This is a genomic window from Microbispora rosea (assembly GCF_900156315.1).
GTDB lineage: Bacteria > Actinomycetota > Actinomycetes > Streptosporangiales > Streptosporangiaceae > Microbispora > Microbispora rosea.
Genome location: NZ_FTNI01000002.1, coordinates 245649 through 269748, shown reverse-complemented (window position 1 = coordinate 269748; position 24100 = coordinate 245649). Strand labels below are relative to the sequence as shown.

At 73.9% G+C, this 24100-nt stretch carries 21 protein-coding genes; 6 read left to right on the top strand and 15 right to left on the bottom strand.

Annotated elements, in window-relative coordinates:
• The first annotated feature begins 25 nt into the window (after nucleotides 1-25).
• Nucleotides 26-1540 carry a DNA-3-methyladenine glycosylase 2 family protein gene (locus BXA11_RS03925; protein ID WP_076432771.1) on the top strand — a complete coding sequence of 505 codons (1515 nt, stop codon included), beginning with the start codon at nucleotides 26-28 and terminating at the stop codon, nucleotides 1538-1540.
• Entirely contained in the window at nucleotides 1537-2031 is a 495-nt protein-coding gene (locus BXA11_RS03920; RefSeq protein WP_076432769.1) for a methylated-DNA--[protein]-cysteine S-methyltransferase, read from the top strand. Before BXA11_RS03925 ends, BXA11_RS03920 begins: the two co-directional genes overlap by 4 nt.
• A gap of 97 nt (nucleotides 2032-2128) precedes the next feature.
• Here the strand turns inward: BXA11_RS03920 and BXA11_RS03915 are convergent, their stop codons facing one another.
• The 12 genes from BXA11_RS03915 to BXA11_RS03855 all read right to left on the bottom strand — a co-directional run bounded on the left by BXA11_RS03915 (nucleotide 2129) and on the right by BXA11_RS03855 (nucleotide 13908).
• Entirely contained in the window at nucleotides 2129-3094 is a 966-nt protein-coding gene (locus BXA11_RS03915) for a hypothetical protein (protein ID WP_076432767.1), read from the bottom strand.
• On the bottom strand, nucleotides 3091-3792 hold the full coding sequence (locus BXA11_RS03910; protein ID WP_030508549.1) for a hypothetical protein: 702 nt from the start codon (nucleotides 3790-3792) through the stop codon (nucleotides 3091-3093). Before BXA11_RS03910 ends, BXA11_RS03915 begins: the two co-directional genes overlap by 4 nt.
• Nucleotides 3793-3934: 142 nt before the next feature.
• Nucleotides 3935-7291 carry a hypothetical protein gene (locus BXA11_RS43835; protein ID WP_076432765.1) on the bottom strand — a complete coding sequence of 1119 codons (3357 nt, stop codon included), beginning with the start codon at nucleotides 7289-7291 and terminating at the stop codon, nucleotides 3935-3937.
• A complete protein-coding gene (locus BXA11_RS03900; protein ID WP_036406869.1) occupies nucleotides 7288-7689 on the bottom strand; it encodes a pilus assembly protein TadG-related protein in 402 nt (133 codons plus the stop codon). The genes BXA11_RS43835 and BXA11_RS03900 overlap by 4 nt, the downstream gene beginning before the upstream one ends.
• A gap of 212 nt (nucleotides 7690-7901) precedes the next feature.
• Nucleotides 7902-8267, bottom strand: coding sequence for a TadE/TadG family type IV pilus assembly protein (locus BXA11_RS03895; RefSeq protein ID WP_076433136.1), 366 nt, complete (start codon nucleotides 8265-8267; stop codon nucleotides 7902-7904).
• 20 nt (nucleotides 8268-8287) lie between these two features.
• Nucleotides 8288-8875, bottom strand: a complete 588-nt coding sequence (locus BXA11_RS44325) for a TadE family protein (protein WP_239104740.1) — start codon at nucleotides 8873-8875, stop codon at nucleotides 8288-8290.
• Nucleotides 8876-8886: 11 nt separating this feature from the next.
• A complete protein-coding gene (locus BXA11_RS03885) occupies nucleotides 8887-9126 on the bottom strand; it encodes a hypothetical protein (protein WP_030508544.1) in 240 nt (79 codons plus the stop codon).
• Nucleotides 9126-10190, bottom strand: a complete 1065-nt coding sequence (locus BXA11_RS44320) for a type II secretion system protein (protein WP_239104741.1) — start codon at nucleotides 10188-10190, stop codon at nucleotides 9126-9128. Before BXA11_RS44320 ends, BXA11_RS03885 begins: the two co-directional genes overlap by 1 nt.
• On the bottom strand, nucleotides 10187-11119 hold the full coding sequence (locus BXA11_RS03870) for a type II secretion system F family protein (protein WP_051761822.1): 933 nt from the start codon (nucleotides 11117-11119) through the stop codon (nucleotides 10187-10189). Before BXA11_RS03870 ends, BXA11_RS44320 begins: the two co-directional genes overlap by 4 nt.
• A complete protein-coding gene (locus BXA11_RS03865; RefSeq protein ID WP_231513915.1) occupies nucleotides 11116-12435 on the bottom strand; it encodes a TadA family conjugal transfer-associated ATPase in 1320 nt (439 codons plus the stop codon). The genes BXA11_RS03870 and BXA11_RS03865 overlap by 4 nt, the downstream gene beginning before the upstream one ends.
• On the bottom strand, nucleotides 12432-13223 hold the full coding sequence (locus BXA11_RS03860) for a CpaE/TadZ family protein (RefSeq protein ID WP_030508540.1): 792 nt from the start codon (nucleotides 13221-13223) through the stop codon (nucleotides 12432-12434). Before BXA11_RS03860 ends, BXA11_RS03865 begins: the two co-directional genes overlap by 4 nt.
• 1 nt (nucleotide 13224) lies before the next feature.
• Nucleotides 13225-13908, bottom strand: coding sequence for a hypothetical protein (locus BXA11_RS03855; RefSeq protein ID WP_030508539.1), 684 nt, complete (start codon nucleotides 13906-13908; stop codon nucleotides 13225-13227).
• A gap of 506 nt (nucleotides 13909-14414) precedes the next feature.
• On the opposite strand from BXA11_RS03855, the gene BXA11_RS03850 reads away from it, so the two are divergent.
• Together BXA11_RS03850 and BXA11_RS03845 are read left to right on the top strand one after the other, a co-directional pair.
• On the top strand, nucleotides 14415-19175 hold the full coding sequence (locus BXA11_RS03850; protein WP_076432763.1) for a type VII secretion EssC family protein: 4761 nt from the start codon (nucleotides 14415-14417) through the stop codon (nucleotides 19173-19175).
• A 47-nt stretch (nucleotides 19176-19222) separates the two neighbouring features.
• Complete coding sequence (locus tag BXA11_RS03845) at nucleotides 19223-19855, top strand: GNAT family N-acetyltransferase (RefSeq protein WP_076432761.1); 633 nt, start codon at nucleotides 19223-19225, stop codon at nucleotides 19853-19855.
• 59 nt (nucleotides 19856-19914) lie between these two features.
• Here the strand turns inward: BXA11_RS03845 and BXA11_RS03840 are convergent, their stop codons facing one another.
• Together BXA11_RS03840 and BXA11_RS03835 are read right to left on the bottom strand one after the other, a co-directional pair.
• Nucleotides 19915-20187 (bottom strand): WXG100 family type VII secretion target, encoded by a 273-nt coding sequence (locus tag BXA11_RS03840; RefSeq protein ID WP_030508536.1) that lies wholly within the window; start codon nucleotides 20185-20187, stop codon nucleotides 19915-19917.
• Between the two features lie 254 nt (nucleotides 20188-20441).
• Nucleotides 20442-21074 (bottom strand): LysE family translocator, encoded by a 633-nt coding sequence (locus tag BXA11_RS03835; protein WP_231513914.1) that lies wholly within the window; start codon nucleotides 21072-21074, stop codon nucleotides 20442-20444.
• Nucleotides 21075-21239: 165 nt separating this feature from the next.
• Here BXA11_RS03835 and BXA11_RS03830 point away from each other — a divergent pair, with 165 nt between their 5' ends.
• Nucleotides 21240-21677 carry an Rrf2 family transcriptional regulator gene (locus tag BXA11_RS03830; protein WP_076432759.1) on the top strand — a complete coding sequence of 146 codons (438 nt, stop codon included), beginning with the start codon at nucleotides 21240-21242 and terminating at the stop codon, nucleotides 21675-21677.
• 80 nt (nucleotides 21678-21757) lie between these two features.
• Here BXA11_RS03830 and BXA11_RS03825 read toward each other — a convergent pair whose 3' ends face one another.
• Nucleotides 21758-22507, bottom strand: coding sequence for a glucose 1-dehydrogenase (locus BXA11_RS03825; RefSeq protein WP_076432757.1), 750 nt, complete (start codon nucleotides 22505-22507; stop codon nucleotides 21758-21760).
• 177 nt (nucleotides 22508-22684) lie between these two features.
• On the opposite strand from BXA11_RS03825, the gene eccB reads away from it, so the two are divergent.
• Nucleotides 22685-24100: a type VII secretion protein EccB gene (gene eccB, locus BXA11_RS03820; protein ID WP_076432755.1), complete on the top strand. Its 1416-nt coding sequence runs from the start codon at nucleotides 22685-22687 to the stop codon at nucleotides 24098-24100.

Sequence of the window (24100 nt, the reverse complement as noted above, 5' to 3'; positions counted from 1 at the left end):
GTGGCCAGCGCATAACGTCGTGTGCGTGACCACACGACAGCTCGACTTCGACGCGTGCTACCTCGCCGTCTCCGCGCGGGACTCCCGCTTCGACGGGCGTTTCTACACGGCTGTCACCACCACCGGCATCTACTGCCGCCCGATCTGTCCCGCCCGCACCCCCGCACGGGGCAACGTCCGCTTCTACCGCCACGCCGCCGCGGCCGAGGCCGCCGGCTTCCGGCCCTGCCGCCGCTGCCGTCCGGAGCTCAGCCCCGGCGACCCCGGCTGGGACGTCCGCGCCGACCTGGTCGGACGCGCGCTGCGGCTGATCGACGACGGGGTGGCCGACGAGTCCGGCGTCGCCGGGCTGGCCCGCCGCCTCCACGTGACCGAGCGGCATCTGCACCGCCTGTTCGCCGCCGAGCTCGGCACCGGGCCGCTCGCCGTCGCCCGCACCCGGCGGCTGCTGCTCGCCAAGCAACTGCTCACCGAGACCACCCTGCCGATCACCGATGTCGCGTTCGCCGCCGGGTTCGGCAGCGTACGCCAGTTCAACGCGGCTATGAAGGAGTCGTACGGCTTCGCGCCGGGAGAGCTGCGCAGGACCAACGGGCCGATGCACGAGAAGGGAAGTCCGGTCGCCCTCACGACCGGGCTGACCCTGCGGCTCGGCCACCGGGAGCCCTACGACGCGCAGTCGGTGCTGCGGTTCCTCGCCGCCCGGGCGATTCCCTCGGTGGAGGCGGTCTGCCGGTCGGGGGACGACGTGACGGCCTACACGCGGGCCGTGCCGGGCGGCTCGATCACGCTGCGGCCCGCGACCGGTCACATCCGGCTCACGGTGCGGACCACAGAGACGCACCTGCTCTCCCGGCTGGTCGCCCGCTGCCGCCGCCTGCTCGACCTCGACGCCGACCCCGGCGCGGTGCGGGAGATCCTCGGTGCGACGTCGCTCGGGCCGCTGGTCGCGGCCCATCCCGGGCTGCGCGTGCCGGGAGCGTACGACGGGTTCGAACTGGCGGTCCGGGCGGTCGTCGGGCAGCAGATCTCGGTGGCCGGGGCCCGCACCCTGCTCGGCCGCATCGCCGCCCGGGCCGGGCTGCCCGCCGTACCGGACGGCTCCGTCGACGGGAACCTCGACGCCGCGGCCGGTCAGGTGCCGTCGCTGTTTCCCACGGCCGACCGGCTCGCCGCCGCCGACCTGGACGGCCTCGGGCTCACCACCCGCAGGGTCGCCACGATCAGGGCGCTGGCCGAGGCGGTGGCATCCGGCACGATCGACCTCGACGGCGCGGACGACCCGGCCGACACCACGGCCAGGCTGCTGGAGATCCCCGGCATCGGCCCGTGGACGGCCGGCTACATCGCGCTGCGCGCGCTGCGCGACCCGGACGCGTGGCCCGAGGGCGACCTCGTGCTGCGCAGGACGATGGAACGGCTCGGCATCGCCGCGGACGAGGCCGAGCGATGGCGGCCCTGGCGGGCGTACGCCGCGCTCCACCTGTGGAGCCACACCTCCGGCGATCCGGACACCACACCACAAGGACGCAACAAATGATCATCACGCAGACCGTGCCCACCCCGGTGGGCCCCCTCGCTCTGCTCGCCCGCGGCGGCGTGCTCGTCGCGGCCGGTTTCACCGCCGACCCCCTGGAGATGTTCGCCAGGCTCTCGCCGTCCCTGCGGGCGCTTCCCCTGCGGGAGGGCGATCTCGGCGACGCGGCCGAGGCCGTGCGGGAGTACCTCGACGGGAAGGTCGGCGCGCTCGACCGGATCCCCGTCGAGCAGCCGGGCACCCCCACGAGGCAGCGCCTGTACGAGGCGCTGCGTGCCGTGCCCGCCGGGACCACCGTGTCGTACGGGCAGCTGGCGGAGAAGGCGGGGCTGCCCAGGACGGCCGCGCGGGCCGCGGGGTCGGCCTGCGCGCAGAACCTGATCGCGCCGTTCGTGCCGTGCCACCGCGTGGTGCCCTCGACCGGCGGTTACGGCAGTTACTACTACGGCACGCCGGTCAAGGAATGGCTGGTCGCCCACGAGTCCCGCGCCTGACCTGCTCGCCGGGGCCGACGTCCGGGGCGGGTCCGGGGCGGGTCCGGGGCGGGTCCGGGGCGGGTCCGGGGCGGGTCCGGGGCGGGTCCGGGGCGGGTCACTGCTTGACGATGCTCTGGACCTCGCCGACGGGCACGTCCCTGGTCGCCGAGACCTGGATCGGGTCGTACGCGAACGGGACGGCCTCGCCGCCCTGGTTGCCGTTGCCGGCGACGGTCCAGACGCTCGTCACGGTGAGCGTGTAGACCTTGCCCGGCAGGTCGACGGAGGAGTGCCGGTAGACGACGCCGCACTCCGGTTCCTTCGTCCCGTCCTCGTCGGCGCCCTTCACGTACGGCTTGCCGGTGGTGCCGCATCCCGCGGTGAACACGGTGGCGCGCTTGTCGTCCTTGGTGCCGGCATCGATCTCCAGGTGGTCCGGCGTCGCCGTGACGGTGGCGGACATGACGCCCGGCAGGGTGGCGGTGACGGACCGGGGGGCGGCCTCGGCTCCGTCCAGCCACACCCACGTCCCCAGATTGACGTAGCTCTTGGCGTCCGGGCTCAGCTTGATCTTCGGCTCCGGGACGGTCAGCGCGGCCCGGGCGATCTGCATGAGCTGCTCCAGCGTGATGCCTCCGGCGGGGACGGTCCCTTCCGGCACCCAGACGAGCGGCTCCAGTCCGGCGGCGCACGAGGGTCCGTCCGGGTTGCCGGCGTCGTAGGCGACGCCCCACCACTGGCCCTTGTCGCCGATCTTGTCGCCGAACCTGTCGAGATCGACGTCGTAGTCCAGCCCCGCCTCCACCGCCTGCTTCTTCTGCTGCGCCTGGAGGTTGCGCATGTCGTCGGCCGACGAGTTCGGCTCGTACCAGCAGGGGCGGGGCATCCGGTAGCCGTCGCTCTTGCCGCCGAGCCCGTTGCCGGACAGCCCGATCTTGGAGTTGGTCAGCTTGACGCCGGCCGTGTTGCCCTTCTGGAACGCCTCGCCGTGCGCGCCGACGTCCGGGTCGGCGGCGGCGGGTGGCGCGCACAGCGCGAGCAGAGCCCCCGCCAGCAGGGACGTCACAGCAATGGCCCTCATCGCAGGCACTCCTTCGCGCGCTCGTCCGGATAGTCCGCATGGCGGTAGAGCCGGATCCGCCAGACGCCGTCGTCGCCCTGCCCCAGGCCGGCGGTCTGCAGGAAGACCGCCCGCGGGCGCTTGAGCCAGGCGGGCTGACGGGCCAGCGGGGTGCCCTCTCGGTCGGTCAGCCGCACGCCGGTCAGGTCGACGCAGCCGTCGGCCTCCGCCCCGCGCCCCATGACGGAAGGCACCCGCAGGGCGTAGAGCCTGGCCACGCCCCGGGCCGACTGCCCGTCCTTGAGGAACCCCTGCACCCAGGTGACGGACTCCATGTAGGCGGACGACTCGGCGTCGATCCCCTTCACGTACGAGCGGTCCCGGCCGGAGGTGCCGACGGCCCGCCACTGCGCCGTGAAGTCACCGGCGAACGCCTTGATCACGGCCGACCGCTTCGGGTCGGGTTCGAGCGGCCACTCGATCTCGATCGTCAGTCCCGGCGCCGCCGTGACCGTCTCGGTGCCCGGCTGCGGGCCCGGCGTCTCCGAGGCCGTCACCGCGGCCGGCTCCATGCCGCCGCCCGGAGTGAAGCCGCGGTCGGCGTCCGGCGCGGCGCACGCCGAGACGAGCAGTGCGCAGGCCGCCAGGAGCGGTGTGCAGGCCCAGCGCAGCGTGCGGGCCGAGGCGGGCGGTGCCGCCGGGGCGAGTCCTGGACGCATCACCGGGATCCTCCGCAGTACGCGATCTCCCGCCGCTGTCACCCCCGCCGCTGCCAACCTAGGAACGGCCGTGGGGGGTGAGCCAGCGCTATGCGTGGATCGGCATGATTCGGAGGTGGACGTCCCTGGCATTGGGCTCCGATCAGGCGAGACGTGAGGTTCTGAGGTCCGCCGGGTTTCCGGGGTCCGAATTCGTGAGGGCCGAGCTCCTGAGGCCGGGGTTTCCGAGGCCAGGGTTCCTGACGGCAGGGTTCCTGAGATCCGGGGAGACGGTCCTGCGCCAGTCGGGCAGCAGCTCGTCGATGAGCGCCTCCGTCTCCGGCGCCATCCCCCCGCCGTACGGGTGGGAGGTGGCGCGGCGCAGCAGGCCGTCGACGACCGCCCGCAGCCGGACGGGCTCCCCGGTGGCGTGCGCCGCCCGGAGCAGGTCGCGCCACAGCCCCTCGTCGTCGGCTGCCAGCAGCAGCCCGGCCCGGGCCGCCGCCACCGCGCCGTGCGGGTCGTGGCGGGCCAGCCGGATCTCGCACAGCGCATGGGCGGCGTCCGCCACCCAGGCCGTCACGTCGTACTCCAGGGGGTCGGCCGCCAGCCAGGCGTACCGGTCGGGCGGCCTGCCGTTCAGCATCGGGCCGCGCACCAGCGCCAGCGCGCGCTCCAGCAGGTCGGTCTCCATGTCGCCGGACCTGCCGCCGGATTTGCCGCCGGTGGGACCGGCGGTGTCGGCCCATTCGCCGGCCTGCCGCACGAGGTCCTGGAACAGCCGCCAGTCCGTACGGATCTCCGGCCCGAGCCGCAGGCGCCCGGACCGGTCGAGAAACAGGTGGGGGCGTCCCTCGGAGTCGCGCCCGAGCCACTCGGCGACCCTGGCGATCGTGGCGTCGCGCACCGCGAGCTGCACGCCGCGCGGCCACAGCACGCCGGTCAGCACGGCCGGGTGCACGCCGTCCGGATGGGTGGCCAGGTAGACGACGAGCTCGTGGGCGAGCGCCGCCCGGCCCTCTTCGAGCGGGTTCACCGGGCTGATCTCGATCGGGCCCAGAATGCGCACCTCGATGGAGGGCGGCTCCTCGCTCAGCCGTTCCACCACGGGGGTGAGCGGCTCGCCCTCCTGCTGCCGGGCCGTGCGGAACAGGCCGATCACGGCGTCGTAGTGCCGGCGCGGCAGCAGGTGGGCCTCGATGTCCAGGCCGAGGGCGTCCACCCGGGCCCGGCCGTCGTCGGTGACCTCCCACGTCCAGGTGGCGTGCGGCACCTCGCCCGCGATCACGAAGCCGCTCGCCGTACGGGTGCCCTTGCCGAGCAGTGCCAGGCGGCGCGCCTCGTCCTCGTCGGGGCGGATGGCCGACAGGAGGTAGTGCGGGGTGTACGCGGGGTCGGCCACGCGGCTGTGGACCCGGCCGGTCAGCACGTCGCCGTCGTGGCGGGCGCGCTCCTCGAACTCCGGCAGCACCTCGGCCAGGCTGCCCGCCGTGCTGATCCTCTCGGGCGCGAGCAGGGTCAGTTCCTCGCCGAAGCCGACGAGCGTGATGCGCATCCGGTCGGACCACCGGTTGGTGGCCAGTTCGACGGCGAGCGCCGACAGCGCGGCGACGGTGTGCGCCCCGGTGATCGCGATCACGCCGTGGGCGGCCTCCAGGTCGACCAGGACCCGGCCGCCCTGCCCGGTGCCGATCGAGACCAGCCCGGGGTAGGGAGCGGGCACCCCGGCCAGCACCTGCTCGTCGATGCGGCGTCCCTCGTGGGCCGGAAGGCGCCACACCTGCCCGTCGTCGCAGGTCTCCCACGGCTCCGGCGCGTCCTGTTCGGCCGGGTGGATCCACAGGTCGAGGCCCCGGTTGGACAGGTGGACGGCGTAGATCGTCGGCGGGCGCCGGTCGGCGTCGGCCAGCAGGCGGCCGAGCAGGCGCAGGCCGATGTCGAGCATGCGACTGCCGGGGGCGTCGGCGCCGAGGCGGATGGCGACCTCGGCCTCGGCGGCGTCGCCGCGTGGCCGCGCGATGCGCCGTCCGAAGGCCCGGCGCCACAGCTGCTCCCGCCGCCTGCGGCCGAGCATGGCCAGCAGCCCGGCCGCCGCCAGCGACGAGGCCGCCAGGTAGTCGGCGAGGACCGGGCCGCCCTGCCGCTCGTCGGCGGTGTGGTGGCCCGCCTCGGCGGGCGCGATCGCGGGCTGGACGGTGGTGGTGATAATGACCGGGCGCGGGGAGGGCGTCGTGCGCGCGGTGGCGGGCGTGTCCTTCACCTCGCCCGTGCGGCCCCCCGGCTTCGACGGGGTGTCCTGCGGCATCGCGGGCGGCGGCAGCACGATCCCCGGCTTGCCCGGCTCGGGCGTCACCCTGCCCCGCTCCTGGCCGGTGTCGCCGGACCGCCCGGCCTCGCCCGGCCTCTGGTCGCCGCTACCGTCGGGCCGTGTGGTGTCCCCCTCGGTTCCCGTCGTGCCTTCGGCGCCGGACCCGGTGTGCGAACCGGCGGTGGGGCGCGGGTCGGGCGTCGCACGCCGGTCCTCCGTCGTGCGCCGGTCTTCTGTCGTGTGCCGGTCGGTGTGGACGTCGCCGCCGGTCGCGTCTCCCCCGGCGTACCGGGTGTCGCCGTCGAGTTCGGCGGGCGCGTGGCGGTGCTCCTTCAGAGTCTCCGGCCGGTCCTCGTCCACCGGCACGACGTGGACGTTCCTGGCGTCGTCCGGCATGTCGAGCACCCAGCCGGGACGGATGAGGTCGGCCATGTGCAGCCGGCTGCCGTCGGGCTGCTCCTTGTGCTGGTTGAGCCGGTAGATCTCCGGATAGCGGCGCCCGTCGCCCAGGCACTTCTCCGCGATCTCCCACAGGCTCTCGTGATGGCGCCCGTGCGGAGGCTGCACCACGTAGACCTTCTTGACCTCCCTGGCGTGCAGGGCCGGTCGCTCCACCTCGGCCTGCGGCACCGGCGCCGACAGCGCCGCGACCTGGGGCCTGATCGCGGCGGGGGCGCCCGCACGGGCGATGGGCACCGCCACGGCGGCCGCGGTGAACAGCAGCAGCACGGCGGAGACCAAGCGGTTCGCGAGCGCCTGGGTGCCGCCCGACAGCGGCACCCGGGCCGGCATGCCGACCCGCCGCAGCGCCGCGTAGACCTCGACGACCACGCACAGGAACAGCTGCAGCCAGGCCAGCCACACCAGGAGGATCAGGATCGCGGTGATCGTCTCGGGTCCGACCTGGCTCGTGAACAGGTCCGCGTTCAGCAGGTCACCGGTGATCGGCGGACCGGCCAGCCGGAGCAGCGCGTACGGCACGCCGCCCACCAGGCCCACCAGCGCGACCAGCGCCCCGAGGCCCGCGAGGACGTCCCCGGCCGTACGCCGGGACCGCAGCCGCACGGGCCGGTGCCGGTCGTCGTGCCAGTGCTCGGGCGCCCGCTGCGGCCCCAGCACCGACGGCATGCCCTCGGGGCGCGGTCGCGGTCCCCGCCGGCTCTCGCGGTCGAACTCCTCCCGCCGGCCGCCCGGCGGCCGGGTCCCCGTCACGCCTCCCCCGCATCGGGAGCGGCCGTGGCCTCGGCCTCCATGTCGGAGCCGGCGAAGCCCAGCGCGGACAGGAAGAAGGCGTCCCAGTGAACCGACACCGCCACCGTCACGTCCGCCTGGCCGCCGCCCACGGTGCACTCGGTCATGCGCACGCCGTCGGCCCCCTGAGCCGCCGTGATCTTCTCGGCCTCGCCGCACACCGCGCCCTCGTCGGCGAGCAGCCGCACCTGGCCGGTGGCCCGCAGGGTCTCGACGTCGATCTGGTCGGCGGCGGCGCGGGCGGCCTGCTCGGCGATGTCTGCGGCCTTGAGGCGGGCGTTCATGGCGGCCCCGCCGTCCACCAGCAGTCCGGCCAGCAGGAACACCACCCCGGAGAAGAGGACCACGAACACCGACATGGAGCCCCGCTCCCGCACCCGCCCGTCTCCGGCGGGGGACGGCGCCCTCGTGAGGGCGCGCGGCGCGGTCGACGGTCCCAGGGCGAGGCGCGGAGCGGGGCCTGGGGTGAGGCATGGAGCGAGGCCTGGGGCGGGGCCTGGGGCGAGGCGCGGAGCGGTCCGGCGGTGGCGGATGCGCGAACCACACCATCCGCGACACGGACGCGGCGGGGTCACTGCACCCTCCGATACCGTTCGAGCGGCACGACCGAGGTGCCCGACATCTGCTTGGCGGCGCCGAACCCGAGGAAGTCGAGGTTCAGCTCGCAGGTCACGGTCACCCGGACGGAGCCGTCCATCGTCCAATCGCTGCCCGACATGTCCACCTGGGGCGAGCAGTCTCCGGAGAGCGCGGCCTGGGCGGCCTCCTTTGCGGCCGACTCGGCCTCCGACTCGGTCCGCTGCACGGAGGCGGCACGAGCGGCGTCCCGCGCGGCCCCGTTGACCTCGCCCTGGGCCTCCACGATCCGGCCCGCGCCGACGAGGAACAGCAGGAAGAGCAGGAACAGCGGGGCCAGCATCACCGTCTCGGCCGTCATCGAGCCGCGCTCCGGCCGGGTCATTCGCAGCCGTCCGAGCCGTCGTCGGGGCGGAAGCACTCGATGGGCCCGCCGAAGCGTGACGTGATCGTGAAGGTCATCGCGGGCAGCAGCGGCACCACCTGGACGGCGCTGCCGGTCACCTCGACGCCGCGCTGGTCGCCCTGCTCCCACGCCTGCGCCTGGGCGTTCTTCAGCAACTGCGGCCCAATCGCCTGCACGATCTGCCGTGCCTTGCCCTCGGCCGACTCCTGCCAGCCGTCGGAGCCACCCGCACGGGCGATCCGCGCGCCCTCCCGAGCGGCGGCGTCGGCGACCTGGCGGCCGTGGAACCAGAGCGTGACCTGGACGATCAGCAGCACGACGGCGAGCACGATCGGCATGAGCATGGCGAGCTCGATCACCGTGGCGCCCCGCTCGCCACGCCCGCCCCGCCCGCGTCGCTCGATCCACCGAGCCCGCTCGCGGCGCTCGACCTGCTCACTCTGCTCGCCGCGCTCGACCTGCCCGCCTTGCTCGCCGCGCTCGACCTGCCCGCCTTGCTCGCCGCGCTCGACCTGCCCTCCACGCTCGCGGCGCGTGGCGGCCGATGCGCGAGGGCCGGTCACGCCCTGCACGGTCACTCCCCGCTACCTCCGCCGGCGCCGCCGCCCGCGCCGCCCCCGCTGAAGCTGTTCTGGATGTCCGACTGCTTCTGCTCGACCAACTGCTTGATCAGCGTGGCCAGGCCGAGCGCGACTCCGGCGATGATGGCGGTGATGATCACCCATTCGACCGCGGAGGCCCCCCGGGACGGGGCGTTCCTCGCACGGTCCAGCCGTACGTGGAGCACGGCGATCAAGTAGTGGAACCAGAGCATCAGGCCCCCAACATCTTCATGGCTGCGGGAAAACTGAGAAAGATGACGAAGCCCGCGCACAGCAGGAGCTGGGCGACGAGCATCGACTGGGACCGCTCACCCGCCTTGCCCTCGACCTCCGCGAGTTCGCGGCGGCGGAGGGTGGCGGCACGGGCCGTGAGGGAGGCGCGGACCTTGGCGCCGTCGTCGGCCACGAGCCCGAGCGCGGCCGACAGGTCCCGCAGCTCGTCCACGTTGATCTCGTCGCCGAGCTGGCCGAGGGCCTGCCAGGGGGTGATGCCGACGATCCGGGCGTTGGCGAGCGCCTCGCGGATGCGTTCCATCGCCCAGTTGGAGCCGGGAGCGGGACCCGCGCCGTTCGCCGTCGCGGCAGCGGACGCGGCGCCGTTCAGGGCACTGCTCGCCGCGCCGTTCACGGGGCTGTTCACGGTGCCGTGAACAGCCCCGCCCAGTGTGCCGTTCAGCGCCCCGGGCGTGGTGACAGGGCTGCCCACCGCCACCGCCATCATCAGCGCCTCGGGCACGCCCCTGCCGCCCGCGAGGTTCATCGACACGAGGTCGAGGAAGGCGCCCACGGCGTGCCGGAAGTCCCTGCGCCGTACGGCGGCGTCCCGCCTGATCTGCGCGTCGGGCAGCAGGAAGAAGATCACGCAGACGACGAGCGCCGACCAGAGCGGCACCTGCACCGAGACGCCCCATCCCATCAGCGCGAGCCAGCCGACGAGGAGCGGGAACGCCAGCAGGCCCGAGACCCCGAGCAGCAGCTTGGTCGCGAGGAACCCCTCGAACGACTTGCCGAGCAGCGCGAGATCGGCCTTGACCGACCGCGCCTCCCACCCCCGCGCCGCGTAGAACCGGGCCAGCCGCAGGCCGAGCATGCGGCGAAACTCGCTGACCTCCTCCTCGGGCGCGATCAGCGGCGCCCGCGGCACGCCCTTGCCGTCGCGGGCCTGGTCGAGCGCGGCGAGCCGGGCGGTCAGGCCGGGCCGGGGCGGGAACAGCGCCCGCACCAGCAGGAAGAGCCCGAGACCGAGCACGGCTCCGCAGAGCACCGTCGCGATCACCTGATCACCTCCGCCGGCGGCTGCGCCTGCGCGGCCACCGCGGACCGCGGGCGGTGGTAGGGGGCGAGGATCCTGGCCGGCTTGTCGAAGCGGGCGAGCCGCCGCATCCAGGCGAACCCCGCGCCGAACAGGCCCGCCACCACGACGAGCACGGCCTGGCCCAGCACGGAGTTGTACTCCTCCACGTAGGAGCGGTTGAAGACGACCAGCGCGGCGGCGAAGGCGAGCGCGGTGCCGACCACGATCTGCACGCTCTTGCGCGTGGACCTGCGCTCGGCCTCCACGCGCCGGCGCATGTCCAGCTCCTCGCGTGCCGAGACCGCCAGGGCCGACAGCACGTCGCGCAGGCCCGGCCCGCGTAGCCGCGAGTTGAGGATCAGCGCCGCCACGACGAGGTCGGCCGAGGGGTCGTCCAGCTCGTCGGCGAACATCCGCAACGCGTCGGCGAGCGGCATCCGCGTGTGGAGCCGGTCGACCAGGGCCCGCAGGTGCGGCTGCAGCATGGGGGCCGCGGCCCGGATCGAGGAGGGGATGGCCTGTTCGAGGCCGGCCGCGCCCGCGATCGTGTCGCGCAGCGACTCCGTCCACGCCGCCAGGCCCTCCAGACGCCGCATGGCGGCCCGCTCCTCCGCCGCGCCGCCGGTGAAGCCCCGCCAGGCGAGGACCAGCAGCACGGCTCCCGCCGCGATGACCGGCCAGCCGGTCACCACGAGCACCACGACACCCGTCACCGCCGCGATCGCCGACCGCGTGGACAGGGTGCGCAGCAGACGCATCCGCTCGGCCCGGCCGTCGGGCGTGGCCGGTCGGGGGCGCAGGCCGTACACGGCCAGGGCGAGCAGGAAGAGCCCGCCGCCCGCCGCGGCCCCGGCCAGCAGCACCAGGGGGTCGAGGACGCCGGGGGGCAGCGCCGGCAGCAGGCCGCTCATCGCCACGCTCCCCGCGCCGGGTCGTACCCGTGGGCGGCCAGCTCGTCCGCGCAGGAGATCGGGGCGTGCGGCACCAGGTAGTCGCCCGCCATGGCGAACACCTCCGAGGACAGCACGCGCCCGTCGCAGCCGGTGACCTCCCGCACGCTGGACACGTAGCGCCGCAGGGTGCCTCCCCGGTGGTAGTCGTTGCGCTTCTCGATGAACACCACGAAGTCGATGGCCCCGGCGATGAGCATGTGGGTGGCCTCGATCGGCAGCCGCTCCACGGCCTGCAGCGCGTAGGTCGCGATGCGGTTGAACACCTCCATGCTGGAGTTGGCGTGGATCGTCGACAGCGACCCGTCGTTGCCCTGGGTCATCGCGTTGAGCATCGTGACGATCTCGTCGCCCAGCACCTCGCCGACGATCACCCGCGAGGGGTTCATCCGCAGCGACCGCCGCACCAGCTCGGCCATCGTGATCTCGCCCTGCCCCTCGGCGTTGGGCAGGCGGTGCTCGAATGCCACCGCGTTGGGGTGCAGCTCGGGGAACTGGTCCAGCCCGAGCTCCAGCGCCCGCTCCACCGTGATCAACCGCTCGTGCGGCGGGATCTCGTTGGCCAGCGCCCGCAGCAGCGTGGTCTTCCCCGCGTTCGTCGATCCCGCGATCATGATGTTCTTCCGCGCGGCCACGGCGGCGGTGAGGAAGCGGCCCAGCTCGGGGGTGAGCGTGCCGTTCCCGACGAGGTCGCTGAGGAACACCTTGCCGAGGCGGGCGCGGCGGATCGACAGCGCCGGCCGCACGGTGACGTCCATGACGGCCGACAGCCGGGAGCCGTCCGGCAGGCGCAGGTCGAGCTGCGGGTTGGCGGTGTCGAACGGCCGCGACGACAGGCCGGAGTACGCCGCCAGGATCTGGATCAGCTCGATGAGCTCCTCGTCGGAGTCTGCGACGGGGTCGTGCATGAGCTCCTGCCCGTCGGCGTAGCCGACGAAGACCCGGTCGCAGCCGTTGATGTCGATGTTCTCGACCTCGGGGTCGTCGAGCAGCGGCTGGAGGCGGCCGACGCCGAACAGCGCGGCGTGGATGCCCGCCGCCAGCGCCTCCTCCTCCTCGGCCGTGGGCGGGGTGCGGCCGACGCCGATCTCACTGCGCGCGTGCTCCTCCAGCACCTGCGCGATCAGCGCCCGGGCGAACTGCCGCTCGTCCTCCCCCGACATCGGCGGCACGCCGCTCGCCTGGTCGATCCGCCGCTGGTGCGCCAGCCGGTCGCCGACCTCCTGCCGGAACCGCTTCACCAGGCCGTGGTCGATCGGCCGCCGCTGGGAGTTCACGACCGCACCTCCGGCTGCCGCTTCGCCCGCCCGGCGGCGGGCGGCGCGGCCGTCTCGCCGCCCGCGGCCAGCTGTGCGGCCAGGCGGGTGGCCAGCTCCCTGGCCGTACGGATGAGGAGGCTGCGGTCGAGCCGCCCGCCCCACTGGCCGCGCAGCAGTTCCGCGCCCTTCGGGTCGTAGGCGAGACCGCCGACGAAGGCGACGTCCCAGCCGGAGACGATGCGCCGGATCTCCTCAAGCGACGACCGGTACGACCGGGGGTCGGCGATGACCACGACCCCGACCTTCCGCCCGATCAGCGACAGCCGTTCGCGCAGGTGGGCGACGTGGTCCAGGCTGGCCCTGGTGAACAGCACCACCTGGTCGGCCTCGGCCACCAGGTCGCCGATCTGAGGGTGCAGCCCGAGCCTGCCGCAGTCGGCGAGCACGTCGGCCTGCGGCAGGGCGGCGAACGCCCGGCCGAGCGGGCCCCACAGCCAGGTGAGGCCGGCCGCCTGCTCGCCGTTGGTCAGGCCGCCCAGCACGTCGAGACCGCCGACGAGCCGCTGCGTGTGCTCGTAGATCAGCTCGGCGTGAAGCCCGCGCCGCGCGACCGCGCCGAGGCTGAGCAGGCCGCGCCCGGGGTTCAGCACGCTCCCGTCGTCGCCCGGCAGGCGGTAGGCGAGGTCGCCGCCGGAGGGATCGCACTCGGCCAGCAGCACCGGCCGGGGCCACACGGCGCCGAGGGCGGTCGCCGCGGTGGTCACGCCGGGCGCCCCCTTGTCGGCGGCGAGCACGATCAGCGCCACGTCACTTGACCCCCGGGAGCGTGACGAGGGCGATCTCCCCGCTGGAGGCGTACTGGGCGATGGCAGGCGCGATCGACGTGTCGACGACGACCGTGACCAGCCCGCCCCCGGACCGTCCCGAGGACGCGCTCTCGACGCGGGCGGCGGTCGCCAGCACCTTCTGCTGGGCGGTGCCCGACCCCCGGCCGGCCGCCGGCACGTAGATCACCTGGACGATGTCGCTCCATTTGAGGTCGGCAGGCATCTGGCCGGCCTTGAGCGACAGGCCCACCTTGGCCTTGCCCGGCCCGACCTGGTCGGTCGTCTTGGCGGTCATCGGCTCGGTGAGCAGCGTGCCCGGCAGCAGCGTCACCCGGGCGTACGTCGTCGCCACCTGCTCCCTGAACCGCCAGGGGACGTAGTCGACGCCGGTGTCGGCGATCTGCACCTCCCGCATCGCGGACAGCGGGATGAGCTGCCCGGCCCCCACCTGCTGGGTGATCTGCACGGCCGAGACGCGGTCGCCGCTGCGCATGACCAGCAGCGTGGTGGCCAGCGCGCCGCCCAGGATGAGGAGGACGGCGAGCGCGGCGAGCGCGGGCTTGCGCTCCCTCGGCGGAACGGGCAGCTTGCGTGCCGCCGGCCCGGACAGGCCCGGCCGCGCGGGCGCCCGGCCGTCCTGCGACGTCTTCTCGCTGATCCTCATGGGTGGGGGACTCCCAGGGATGAGAGCGCCCTTCTGTTTTCGGGCCGCTCGAATGTGTTTATGGTCTTGCCGTTTGTTGCGAATTCACTCCATTATGGCCAGCTTGCGCCGCCATAAGTGGCCTGATGCGGCGACCCATGCTTATCCGTTAGGAATACGCCTGTCAACGGGAGTGGATCTATCGTCATATCGACACAAGGCTTTACTGGCGTGATATTTCGTGATAGTACATTTGCACTTCTTTACCGGTTGTCACACCATTCACACTGTTCGCACTCCACGGGCGGCAGGCATATGCGGGAGGCATGTCACGACGGCGTCGTACGAAGGGCGCGATGACAGGCACCTTTACCTATTCGGGGAAACGCCCGGATGCGCGCGGACGGCACGGCTACCGTGTTCCCGCAGGCCGCCGGGCCCGCGCACCCGGAGATCTTCACGGGGACGCCCCGGGATGAAACGCTTTCCGCGAGGCCGCCGCACAACCGCCTTCTGGGAGTTCGCGCATGCGGATAACGCTCACCGTGGTCAGCGAGGACGGTCGCCGCGACGTGCTGGTCGAGGGCGACGAGAGCACGACGGTCGCCGGCCTCGCGACAGCGCTCGGCGGCGCCGCCGCCCGACCGGCCAACGTCGTACGGCTTCCGCACGCCCGCGCGCCGTACGACCTGGACCGGGGTGACCGGCAGGCCCGGCCGTCCGGCGAGGTGAAGCTGTGGGTCGACGGCCGGCCCGTCGACCCGGACGCGCCCGTGTTCGGCCTGCTCAGGGATGGCGACCTGGTGGCCGTGGACGGCCACGCCGCCGCGGCGACGGTGACCGAGGAGCCCGGCGGGCCGGCGGAGCTGCGGGTCGTGGGCGGTCCGGGAGCGGGGACCGTCCACCGGATCGGGCTCGGCGCCCACACGATCGGCGCCGACCCCGCGTGCGCGATCTCCGTACCCGACCCGGGGATGCCGCCGGTCGCCCTGGTGGTGCGGCTGGCCCCGGGAACGGCCACCGTGGAGCCCGCCGTCTCCGGGGGCGACCCGATGGCCCGGCTTGAGGGCGAGCCGCTCACGGAGGCGGTGGCGTGGCCTCCCGGGGGCATGCTCGCCTGCGGCGGCTCGGTGTTCGCCCTGGGGCCGGTCCTGCCGCCGGACGCCCACCTCGACGCGCTGCCGGACGGCGGGCTCGCCTACAACCGGCCGCCCCGCCTCCAGCGGCCCGAGCGGCAGCGGCGCTTCACGGTGCCCGCCGAGCCGAAACGGGGCGAGGGGATGCGGCTGCAGTTGCTGGCCGCGCTGCTGCCCGCCGTGCTCGGCGTGGTCATGGCCGCCGTCACCCACACGTGGTACTACCTGCTGATCGCGTTCATGACGCCGCTGATCATGATCGGCCAGTGGGTGAGCGACCGCAGGCACGGCAGGAAGAAGCACCGCCGGGCGGTGAAGGCCTACCGCGAGCGGATGGCCGCCTTCGAGGAGGAGGTGGCCCGCGCGGTGCGGCAGGACGAGGAGGCCAGGCGCGGCGGCGCGCCCGACCCGGCCGAGGTGCTGCTCACCGCGACCGGGCCGCGCCGCCGCCTCTGGGAGCGCCGCGTGCACGACCGCGACGCGCTGCGGCTGCGCGTGGGGCTGGCCGACCTGCCCGCCGACCTGGAGTTCGAGCCCGAGAGCGGCACGCCCCAGGACGGGCCCCGCCGTGAGCCGCCCACCTGTCACGACGTCCCCGTCGCGCTGGTCATGCGGCGTCTCGGCGTGGCCGGGCTCACCGGTCCCAGAGACGTGGCGCTCGGCTGCGCGCGCTGGCTCGTCGGCCAGGCCGCCGCCCTGCACAGCCCGCGTGACCTGGCCGTCGTGGTGCTGTCAGCCAACGCCGACGGCGCCGGGCAGTGGGGGTGGGTGCGCTGGCTGCCGCACTGCGCACCCGACGCCGCCGCCCGCGGCGGCGCCCTGTCGTCCGACTGCGCCGCGCTCGTCGGGGCGGACCCCGAGGCCGCCGCCCGCCGGGTCGCCGAACTCGCCGCCCTGGTGACCGAACGGCTCGACGCCGAGAACGGCTCCGGGCCCTACCCGGGGGTGCCGCGTGGCGCCCGCCTGTCCGGCGGCCCGGCCGGCTGGGAGGACCTGGGGGGCGCGAGCGGCAAAAGGCCCCCCGAGCCGGCCTTCGCGACCTACGACGAGCGGCCGTTCGACGTGCTCGTCGTGCTCGACGGCGCGCAGGTGCTGCGCGGCCTGCCCGGCATGCCGCAGGTGCTGCGGCAGGGCCCGCGTGCCGGGGTCTACACGATCGCCATCGACGACGACGAGCGGCTGCTGCCCGAGGAGTGCGCCACCGTCGTGTCCTGCGACCGCGAGGGCGGGGTGCGCCTCCACGGCGGCGGGCTCGACCCGATCACCGGCATCCGCGCCGACCGGGTCTCGCCGTTATGGGCCGAACGCCTGGCCCGCGCGCTGGCCCCGCTGCGCGACGTGAGCCGCGACGACCCCTCGGCCGCCCTGCCCGACGCCGTCCGCCTGCTCGACCTGCTGGAGGTGTCCCTCGACCCCGCCGCGCTCGCCGAGCGGCAGGGCCGTACGACCCGGGCCCTGATCGGCGTCGGGCCCGAGGGCCCGTTCGAGGTCGACCTGAGCAGGGACGGGCCGCACGCCCTGGTCGCGGGCACGACCGGCGCGGGCAAGTCGGAGCTGCTCCAGACGCTGATCTGCTCGCTGGCGGTGGCCAACCGGCCCGACGAGATGACGTTCGTGCTCATCGACTACAAGGGCGGCGCGGCCTTCAAGGAGTGCGTACGGCTCCCGCACACGGTCGGCATGGTGAGCGACCTCGACGGCCATCTGACCCAGCGGGCCCTGTCGTCGCTGGCCGCCGAGATCCGGCGCAGGGAACGCCTGCTGCTGGACGCGGGGGCCAAGGACATCGAGGACTACCAGCGGGCGCGGGGCGCCACCTGGGTGCTCGGCGCGGGGGGAGTCCGGCGGGCGCGCGGCGGCGGCATCTTCGCCGCCCCGGTGCCGGAGACCGCCGGAAGCAAGAGGGACCTGCTGCCGCTGCCCCGGCTCGTGCTGATCATCGACGAGTTCGCCGCCCTGGTCGCGGAGCTGCCCGACTTCGTCGAGGGACTGGTCGACATCGCGCGCAGGGGCCGCTCGCTCGGCATCCACCTGATCCTCGCCACCCAGCGGCCCGGCGGCGTGGTGACCGCCGACATCCAGGCCAACACGTCGCTCAGGATCGCGCTGCGGGTCACCGACGCCGGCGAGTCCACCGACGTCATCGACGTGCCGGACGCCGCCCACATCTCGCGGACGACGCCCGGACGCTGCTATGTGCGGGCCGGCTCCGGGGCGCCCGTGGCCGTGCAGACGGCCAGGATCGGCGGCCGCACCCCTCATCCGCGGTCCGCGGTAGCGGCCGACGCGGGGGACGATCTCCGGGTGCTCGACCTGCCCTGGCAGGCGCTCGGCCACCCGCTGCCCGCCCTGCCCGCGCAGGCGGCGAGCGGCACCGACCTGGCCCTGCTCGTGGACGCGCTGCGCGAGGCCGGGAGCGAGATGCCCCGGCAGCCGAGCCCGTGGCTGCCTCCGCTGCCCGACCAGGTCGTCCTCGACGCCGGGGCCGCGGGCACCTCCGGCGGCCTGCTCGCGGGCCCCGCGCCGTACCGGCCGGGGGCCGAGGAGGTGCCGCCGCTGCCGTTCGGCGTGACGGACCTGCCGTGGGAGCAGGGCCGGCGTCCGCTCGCGCTGGACATGCGGCACGGCGGCCATCTGCTGATCGCGGGCGGCGCGCGCAGCGGACGGTCCAGCGCGCTGCGGACGATCGCGGGCTCGATCGCGGCCGGCGCCTCCCCCGAGGACGTGCACGTCCACGCCGTCGACTGCGGGTCGGGCGCGCTGCTGCCGCTGGTCGCGCTGCCGCACTGCGGGGCGGTCGTCACCCGCGACCAGCTCGACCGGGTGGAGCGTCTGCTGACCCGCCTGCGCGCGGAGGTCGGGCGCCGCCAGCACCTGCTGGCCGAGGCCGGGTACGCCTCGCTGGCCGAGGCCCGCACCGCCGCCAGGTCCCGGGCCGCCCGCGACCGGGCGGGCGTGGGCGCGCTGCCCTGGCTGGTGCTGCTCGTGGACCGCTGGGAGGGGTACGTCGCCGCGTTCGAGAACTACGACTACGGACGGCTGGTCGACGCCCTGCTGCAACTGCTGCGGGAGGGTCCGGCCGTGGGGCTGCGGGCCGTCGTCACCTCCGACCGGTCGGGCCTGCTCGGGCAGATCTCCACCGTCTTCGAGGACCGGCTCGTGCTGCGGCTCGCCGATCCCGCCGACTACGGGCTCGCCGGGCTGCCGATGCGCGACCTGCCGAGCGTCATGCCCCCGGGCCGGGCCCTGGCCGTCGGCGAGCACGGCCTGGCGGAGAGCCAGATCGCGCTGCTGTGCGACGACCCCTCCGGCCCCGCGCAGGTGGCCGTCCTGCAGGAGCTCGCCCGTACGGCGGCGGCGCGGTTCGGCGGCACGGACACTCCCGGGACGTGGGCCTGGCCGTCGGAGCCGCCGCTGCGGGTGGACGCGCTGCCGATGCGGATCACGGCGAGCCAGGCGCTCGGCCTGGCGCCGTCGCACGAGCCGCCGTCGGCCCTGTGGGCGCTGCTCGGCGCGGGCGGCGACGCCCTCGTCCCGATGGGCGTGGACCTGCAGGGCCAGGGGCCGGCCGCCGTCATCGCCGGGCCGCCGCGCTCGGGACGGTCGTCCGCGCTGGTCACGGCGGCGCGCTCGCTGCTCGACCGGGGAACGCCCGTGCTCGTCGTGACCCCGCGCCGCAGCCCGCTGCGCGACCTCGCCGGGGCGCCGGGGGTGCTGGCCGTGCTCGACGGCAACGCCAGAAGCGTGACCGGAGGCGGCGCGGACGCCTTCGGCGGCCTGCCGGGCGCGCTCGACCCGCTCGCTCTGGTCGCCGGGCACGAGCGCTACGTGGTGGCCGTGGACGACGCGGAGCTCATCTCCCCCGACTCCGCGCTCGGCCTGGCCCTGGACGAGATCCTGCGCACCGGGCGGGACGGCGAGCACGGCCTGCTCGTCGCGGGGGCCACCGGCGACCTGGCGACCGCCTACCGGGGATTCGCGGCCGAGGCCCGCAAAGGCAGGACCGGCCTGCTGCTCAACGTGCAGAGCCCCGCCGACGGGGACCTGTTCGCCGTACGGCTGCCGCGTGGCGCGGTCGGCGGGCCTCCCGGGCGGGGCCTGCTGGTCGTCTCGGGCGCGGTGACGCCGATTCAGGCCGCGGTGCCGGATTGAGCCGAGGGGCTTGTTGGGAGCGCTCCCACCCTGTCAGCCTGCTCCGCATGACCGTGCGCATCAGGCCCTACCGGGACGCCGACAGGGACGCCCTCTACGACATCTGCGTCCGCACCGCCGACGCGGGCGAGGACTCCCGCCACCTCTACCCCGACCTCGACCTGATGCCCAGCATCTTCGCCGCGCCGTACGTCCGGCTGGAGCCGGACCTGGCCTTCGTCGCCGACGACGGCGAACGGGCGGTCGGCTACATCGTCGGCACCGCCGACACCCCGGCCTTCGTCACGGCGTACCGCGACGAGTGGCTGCCGGCGCTGGCCGGCCGCTATCCCGCGCCACGGCGCCCTCCGGCCTCACCCACGGAGGAGATGATCGCCCTGATGCACAACCCCGAGCGGATGGTGCTCCCCGAGCTGGCCGCCTACCCCGCCCACCTGCACATCGACCTGCTCCCCGGCCACCAGCGCGCCGGGCACGGCCGCGCCCTGATGACGGCCTTCCTGCACGCCCTCGCGGCGAAGGGCGTGCCCGCCGTGCACCTGAGCATGCTCACCGTCAACACCCGCGCCCGCGCCTTCTACGACCGGCTGGGCTTCCACGAGATCCCGGTGCCCGACCCCGGCCCCGTCACCTATCTCGGCCGCTCGACCGAGCCGCCGGTGGAGCCGCCGGTCGCATGAGAAGGCCGCCGGACGCCATGGCACTCATGGCGGTCCGGCGGCCGGCGGTCTGCGGGCGGTCAGCGGGTGGCGGACTCGATGTTGCCGCGGTAGGTCGTGATGACGCGAGAGGCCTCGTTGAGTTCTTCCGCCATGCGCTGGAAGGCCGCCCGGTAGCTCTGCCAGGCGTCGTGGAAGCGCTGCGCGCCGGGGCCGGTCCAGGCGGTGCCGACCTTGGCCGCCTCGCGGTCGAGGTTGGCCATCGTGGTGCGAACCTGGTCCGCCTGCTGGCTGAACTGCGCGGCCATGCTCTGCATCTCCGCGGGGTCGCCGCCGAGCAAGCTGTTACTCATCCAGTCACTCCTTCATCGACAAAGGGGCCGCCCTCACCGTAAATCCTTTGTCAATCTTGTGAACCCCTTATGCCGAGCGGCTATATCGAGAGCAGGGAGAATCTGGCTTTTCCGCCACTCCATTCCCCTTTTTCCTAGCGCCCGGAAAGCCGAGCGGAGGGGGACGGCGAGAGCCTCGGCCGATGCCGCGGCGCCGTTGATCGTGGCCCTTCACACCGGTCTGATCCCCCGGAGGACTTGGTTGTGCACGCGGGCTAGCGGCCGTCCGTGGCCAGGCGCACCGCGAGCGCGGCGAAGACGGTGCCGGAGATTCGATGAAGCCACCTCTGGACGGCAGGGCGCCCGCGGACGAGGTCGCCCAGGCGGCCGGCCAGCAACCCGGCGGAGGCGTCGACCGACAGGCCCACGACGATGAACAGCGCGCCGAGGAAGAAGAACTGCGCGGTCACGCTGCCCCGGGCCGGGTCGACGAACTGCGGGAAGAACGCCAGGTAGAAGGCGATCACCTTGGGGTTGGCGAGGTTCGTCAGCACGGCCTTGCCGTACACGCGTCCCAGCGGCGCCCGGGGCTCCTGCCCTGGGACGTCCTGGTCGCGGCGGGCGGCGAGGAACGACGTGACGGCCAGGTAGACCAGGTACGCGGCACCAGCGACGCGGATGACGTCAAAGACCGTGGGAAAGGCGTTCAGCAGCGCCCCCAGGCCCAGCGCCGCCAGCGTCGTGTGCACGGCCAATCCCGTGGACATGCCGACCGCCGCGAGCACGCCCGCCCGGGGCCCCGATGCCAGTCCGGTGGCGGCGATGAACAGCATGTCGGGGCCGGGCACGAGGGAGACGACGAGGGCTGCCAGGCAGAACGTGACGACGATATGGGGATCAACCATCATGGCGTCACCATAGTGCTCGGCTGCGTGAGCCCCCGGATCCGCCATAATCGGCGGCAAGCTATGTGGGCGGGGCCGTCGCCACCGAACCATCGCTGCACGGCTGCCAGAAGCGCTTCGATCTCCGTGGGACGTAACCTTACGAGTTACAAGGAGAGGGACGGGCGGATGAGTGCGAACAGCAGGCTGACGGTCGCGGTGCACGTCCTGACGTGGATGGTGCTCGACCGCCGGGAAGGGCACGAGGTGGCCACCTCCGAACGCATCGCGGGCAGCGTCAACACGAACCCTGTCGTGATCCGGCGATGCCTGGGCGACCTGCGCAAGGCGGGCCTCGTGGAGGCCAGACGGGGCACCGGAGCGGGCTGGGTCGTCACGCGCGACCCCGAGTCGATCACCTTGCTGGACGTGTACGAGGCCCTGGACGCGGGCGGCCTCTTCGGCATGCACAACGCGCAGCCGAACCAGTCGTGTCCGGTCGGCTCCGGAATCCAGCCGACGTTGCGGCAGGTGTACGACGGCCTGGAGGACGCCATGAGGAAGCAATTGGCGGGCACCACCATCGCCGACGTGCTGCGGGACGTACTGGCGCGACAGAGGGAGTAGGCAGCGGGCGCCGAGCCCGCCCGGGGGGTGAGGGCGGATGGAGGAGCCCGGCCGGCTCGCGCCAGGAGCGGGAGACCGGCTCAGACCTGGTTCATGCCGCCGTCGGCGTAAAGCTCGGCGCCGTTGGTGAAGCTGCTCTGGTCCGAGGCCAGGAAGAGCACCGCGCTCGCGATCTCCTCCGGCCGCCCCATGCGGCCCAGCGGCACCTGGCTCGTCAGGGCGTCCTTGAGCTGTCCGGCCCGCTCCTCGTCCGGAGCCAGACCGGTGATTCCAGGGGTGTCGATCGGCCCGGGGACGATGACGTTGACCCGGATGCCACGCCCCTTGAGCTCGTTGGCCCACGTGCGGGCGAAGGACCGGATGGCGGCCTTGGTCGCGCCGTACACACCGAACGCCTCGGCTCCGGTGGTCGCGGCCGTGGACCCCGGCAAGATCACCGAAGCGCCCTCGTCGAGCAGCGGCAGCGCCTTCTGGACGGTGAAGAACAGCCCGCGGACGTTGACGGCGAAGGTCCGATCGAAGTGCTCCTCCGTGACCTCCTCCAACCGGGCGAACTCGCCCCCGCCCGCGTTGGCGAACAGCACGTCGATCCGGTGGCCGTGCCGGGTGACGGCCGCGTAGAGCCGGTCGAGGTCGGCGAGGTCGGCCACGTCCCCCTGAATCCCGATGACGTTCGAGCCGATCTCCTCGACGGCGATGTCGAGTTCCGGCTTCCGGCGGCCGGTGATGTACACCTGTGCGCCCTCGGCCGCGAAGCGCTTGGCGGTGGCGAGGCCGATGCCCGTGGTGCCGCCGGTGACGATCGCGACCTTGCCCGAGAGCTGACCCATGTCGATCTCCCATCGATTTCGAACGCTGTAACTATTTGTGTTACAACGACAGCTGTAACCGTACACGTTACAACGAGCGCCTTCGTCAACGCGGGACCGCCGGGACACTGTGGAGATCACAGGGACGCCGCAGGATCAATATGCTGGCCTCCACGCCGTTTGACGCGGAGAGGTGACGTGCAGACCCGAAAGGACCTCTACCAGGCATACCGGCTGATGCAGCAGCGCCTGGGCCAGGCCCTGCTGCAGGGCGAGCCGGACGTCGCGGAGTCGCCGATGCGGCGGCACACCATCGCCACATTCTGCGGGATCCTGCTGTCGGTGCTCCTGCTCGCCGTCTTCGGCATCTGGGGTGTGATCAAGCCGGGCGGCGCGACCAAGCTCACCGAGCCCGGCCAGCTCCTCGTCGAGCAGGACACCGGCGCGACCTACGTCTACAGCCAGCAGGAGCGCGTGCTGCTCCCCACGGCGAACTACGTCTCCGCCCGGCTGCTGCTCGACACCGCCGACGTGACGGTGCGCGACGTCTCCGCCGCCTCTCTGGCCGAGCTGCCGCGCGGGCCGCTCGTGGGCATCCCCGGCGCGCCCGACTCGCTGCCGCCCAAGGACAAACTGGTCCGGGGACCGTGGTCGGTGTGCGTGGTGGACGGCCCGGACGCCACCGGTGCGCCCCGGCCGTACGTCACGCTGGTGGGCGGCCTGGACGTCGGCGGCAGGCCACTCGGCGGCGGCGCCATGGTCGTGGACGACGGCCGGCAGAAGTGGGTCGTCTGGGGCGACCGGCGGATGCGGGCGAGCTCCAGTGCGGTGAGCGCCCTGAACGCCCAGCCCAGGAAGGTGCCCGCGACCTGGCTCAACGCCCTCCCCGAAGGCCCCGACTTCAGCGGCCCGAAGGTGCCGAATCTGGGCAGGAAGGTCCGGGGGCCCGACGGCGCGGTCACGGCGGCGGTCGGGCAGGTCTTCACGGTGCCCGGCATCGGGGGCGCCCCCGCCCGCTGGTACGTCCTGCTGTCCGACGGCCTCGCGCCGATCTCTCTCACCCAGGCCACGCTCCTGCTGTCCGACCCGGCCATCAAGGCGGCGTACGGCAGGCGTCCGCGCCAGCCGGTCCAGATCGACGCGGCCACGGCCAACGCCTCCCTCTCCAAGCAGCCGAGCGTGCTGGGCGGCGGGATGCCCGAGACGATGCCCACGGTGGTCTCCCCCGCCTCCACCTCGCCGCTGTGCGCGGTCTACGCCGGCACCCGCGGCGGCTCGACCCGGGCGACCCTGACCGTCGGCGCCTCGATCACGATTCCCACGCCCAGGACTCCGGGCAGCCAGGAGACGTTCGACCAGGTGCTGCTCCCGCCGGGGTCGGCGGCGGTCGCGGGTCTGCTGCCCGGCGAGGGACAGCTGGGGTCGATCACGAACTACTTCCTGGTGACGGACCAGGGCCGCAGGTTCGCCGTCGCCTCGGCCGCCCTGCTGCCGAAGCTCGGCTACGACGCCTCCGACGCCACACCGGTGCCCGCGCACCTGCTGCATCTCATTCCGGAGGGCCCGGCACTCGACCCGGCCGCCGCCCGCGTGCCGGTGCCGCTCGGCAAGTAG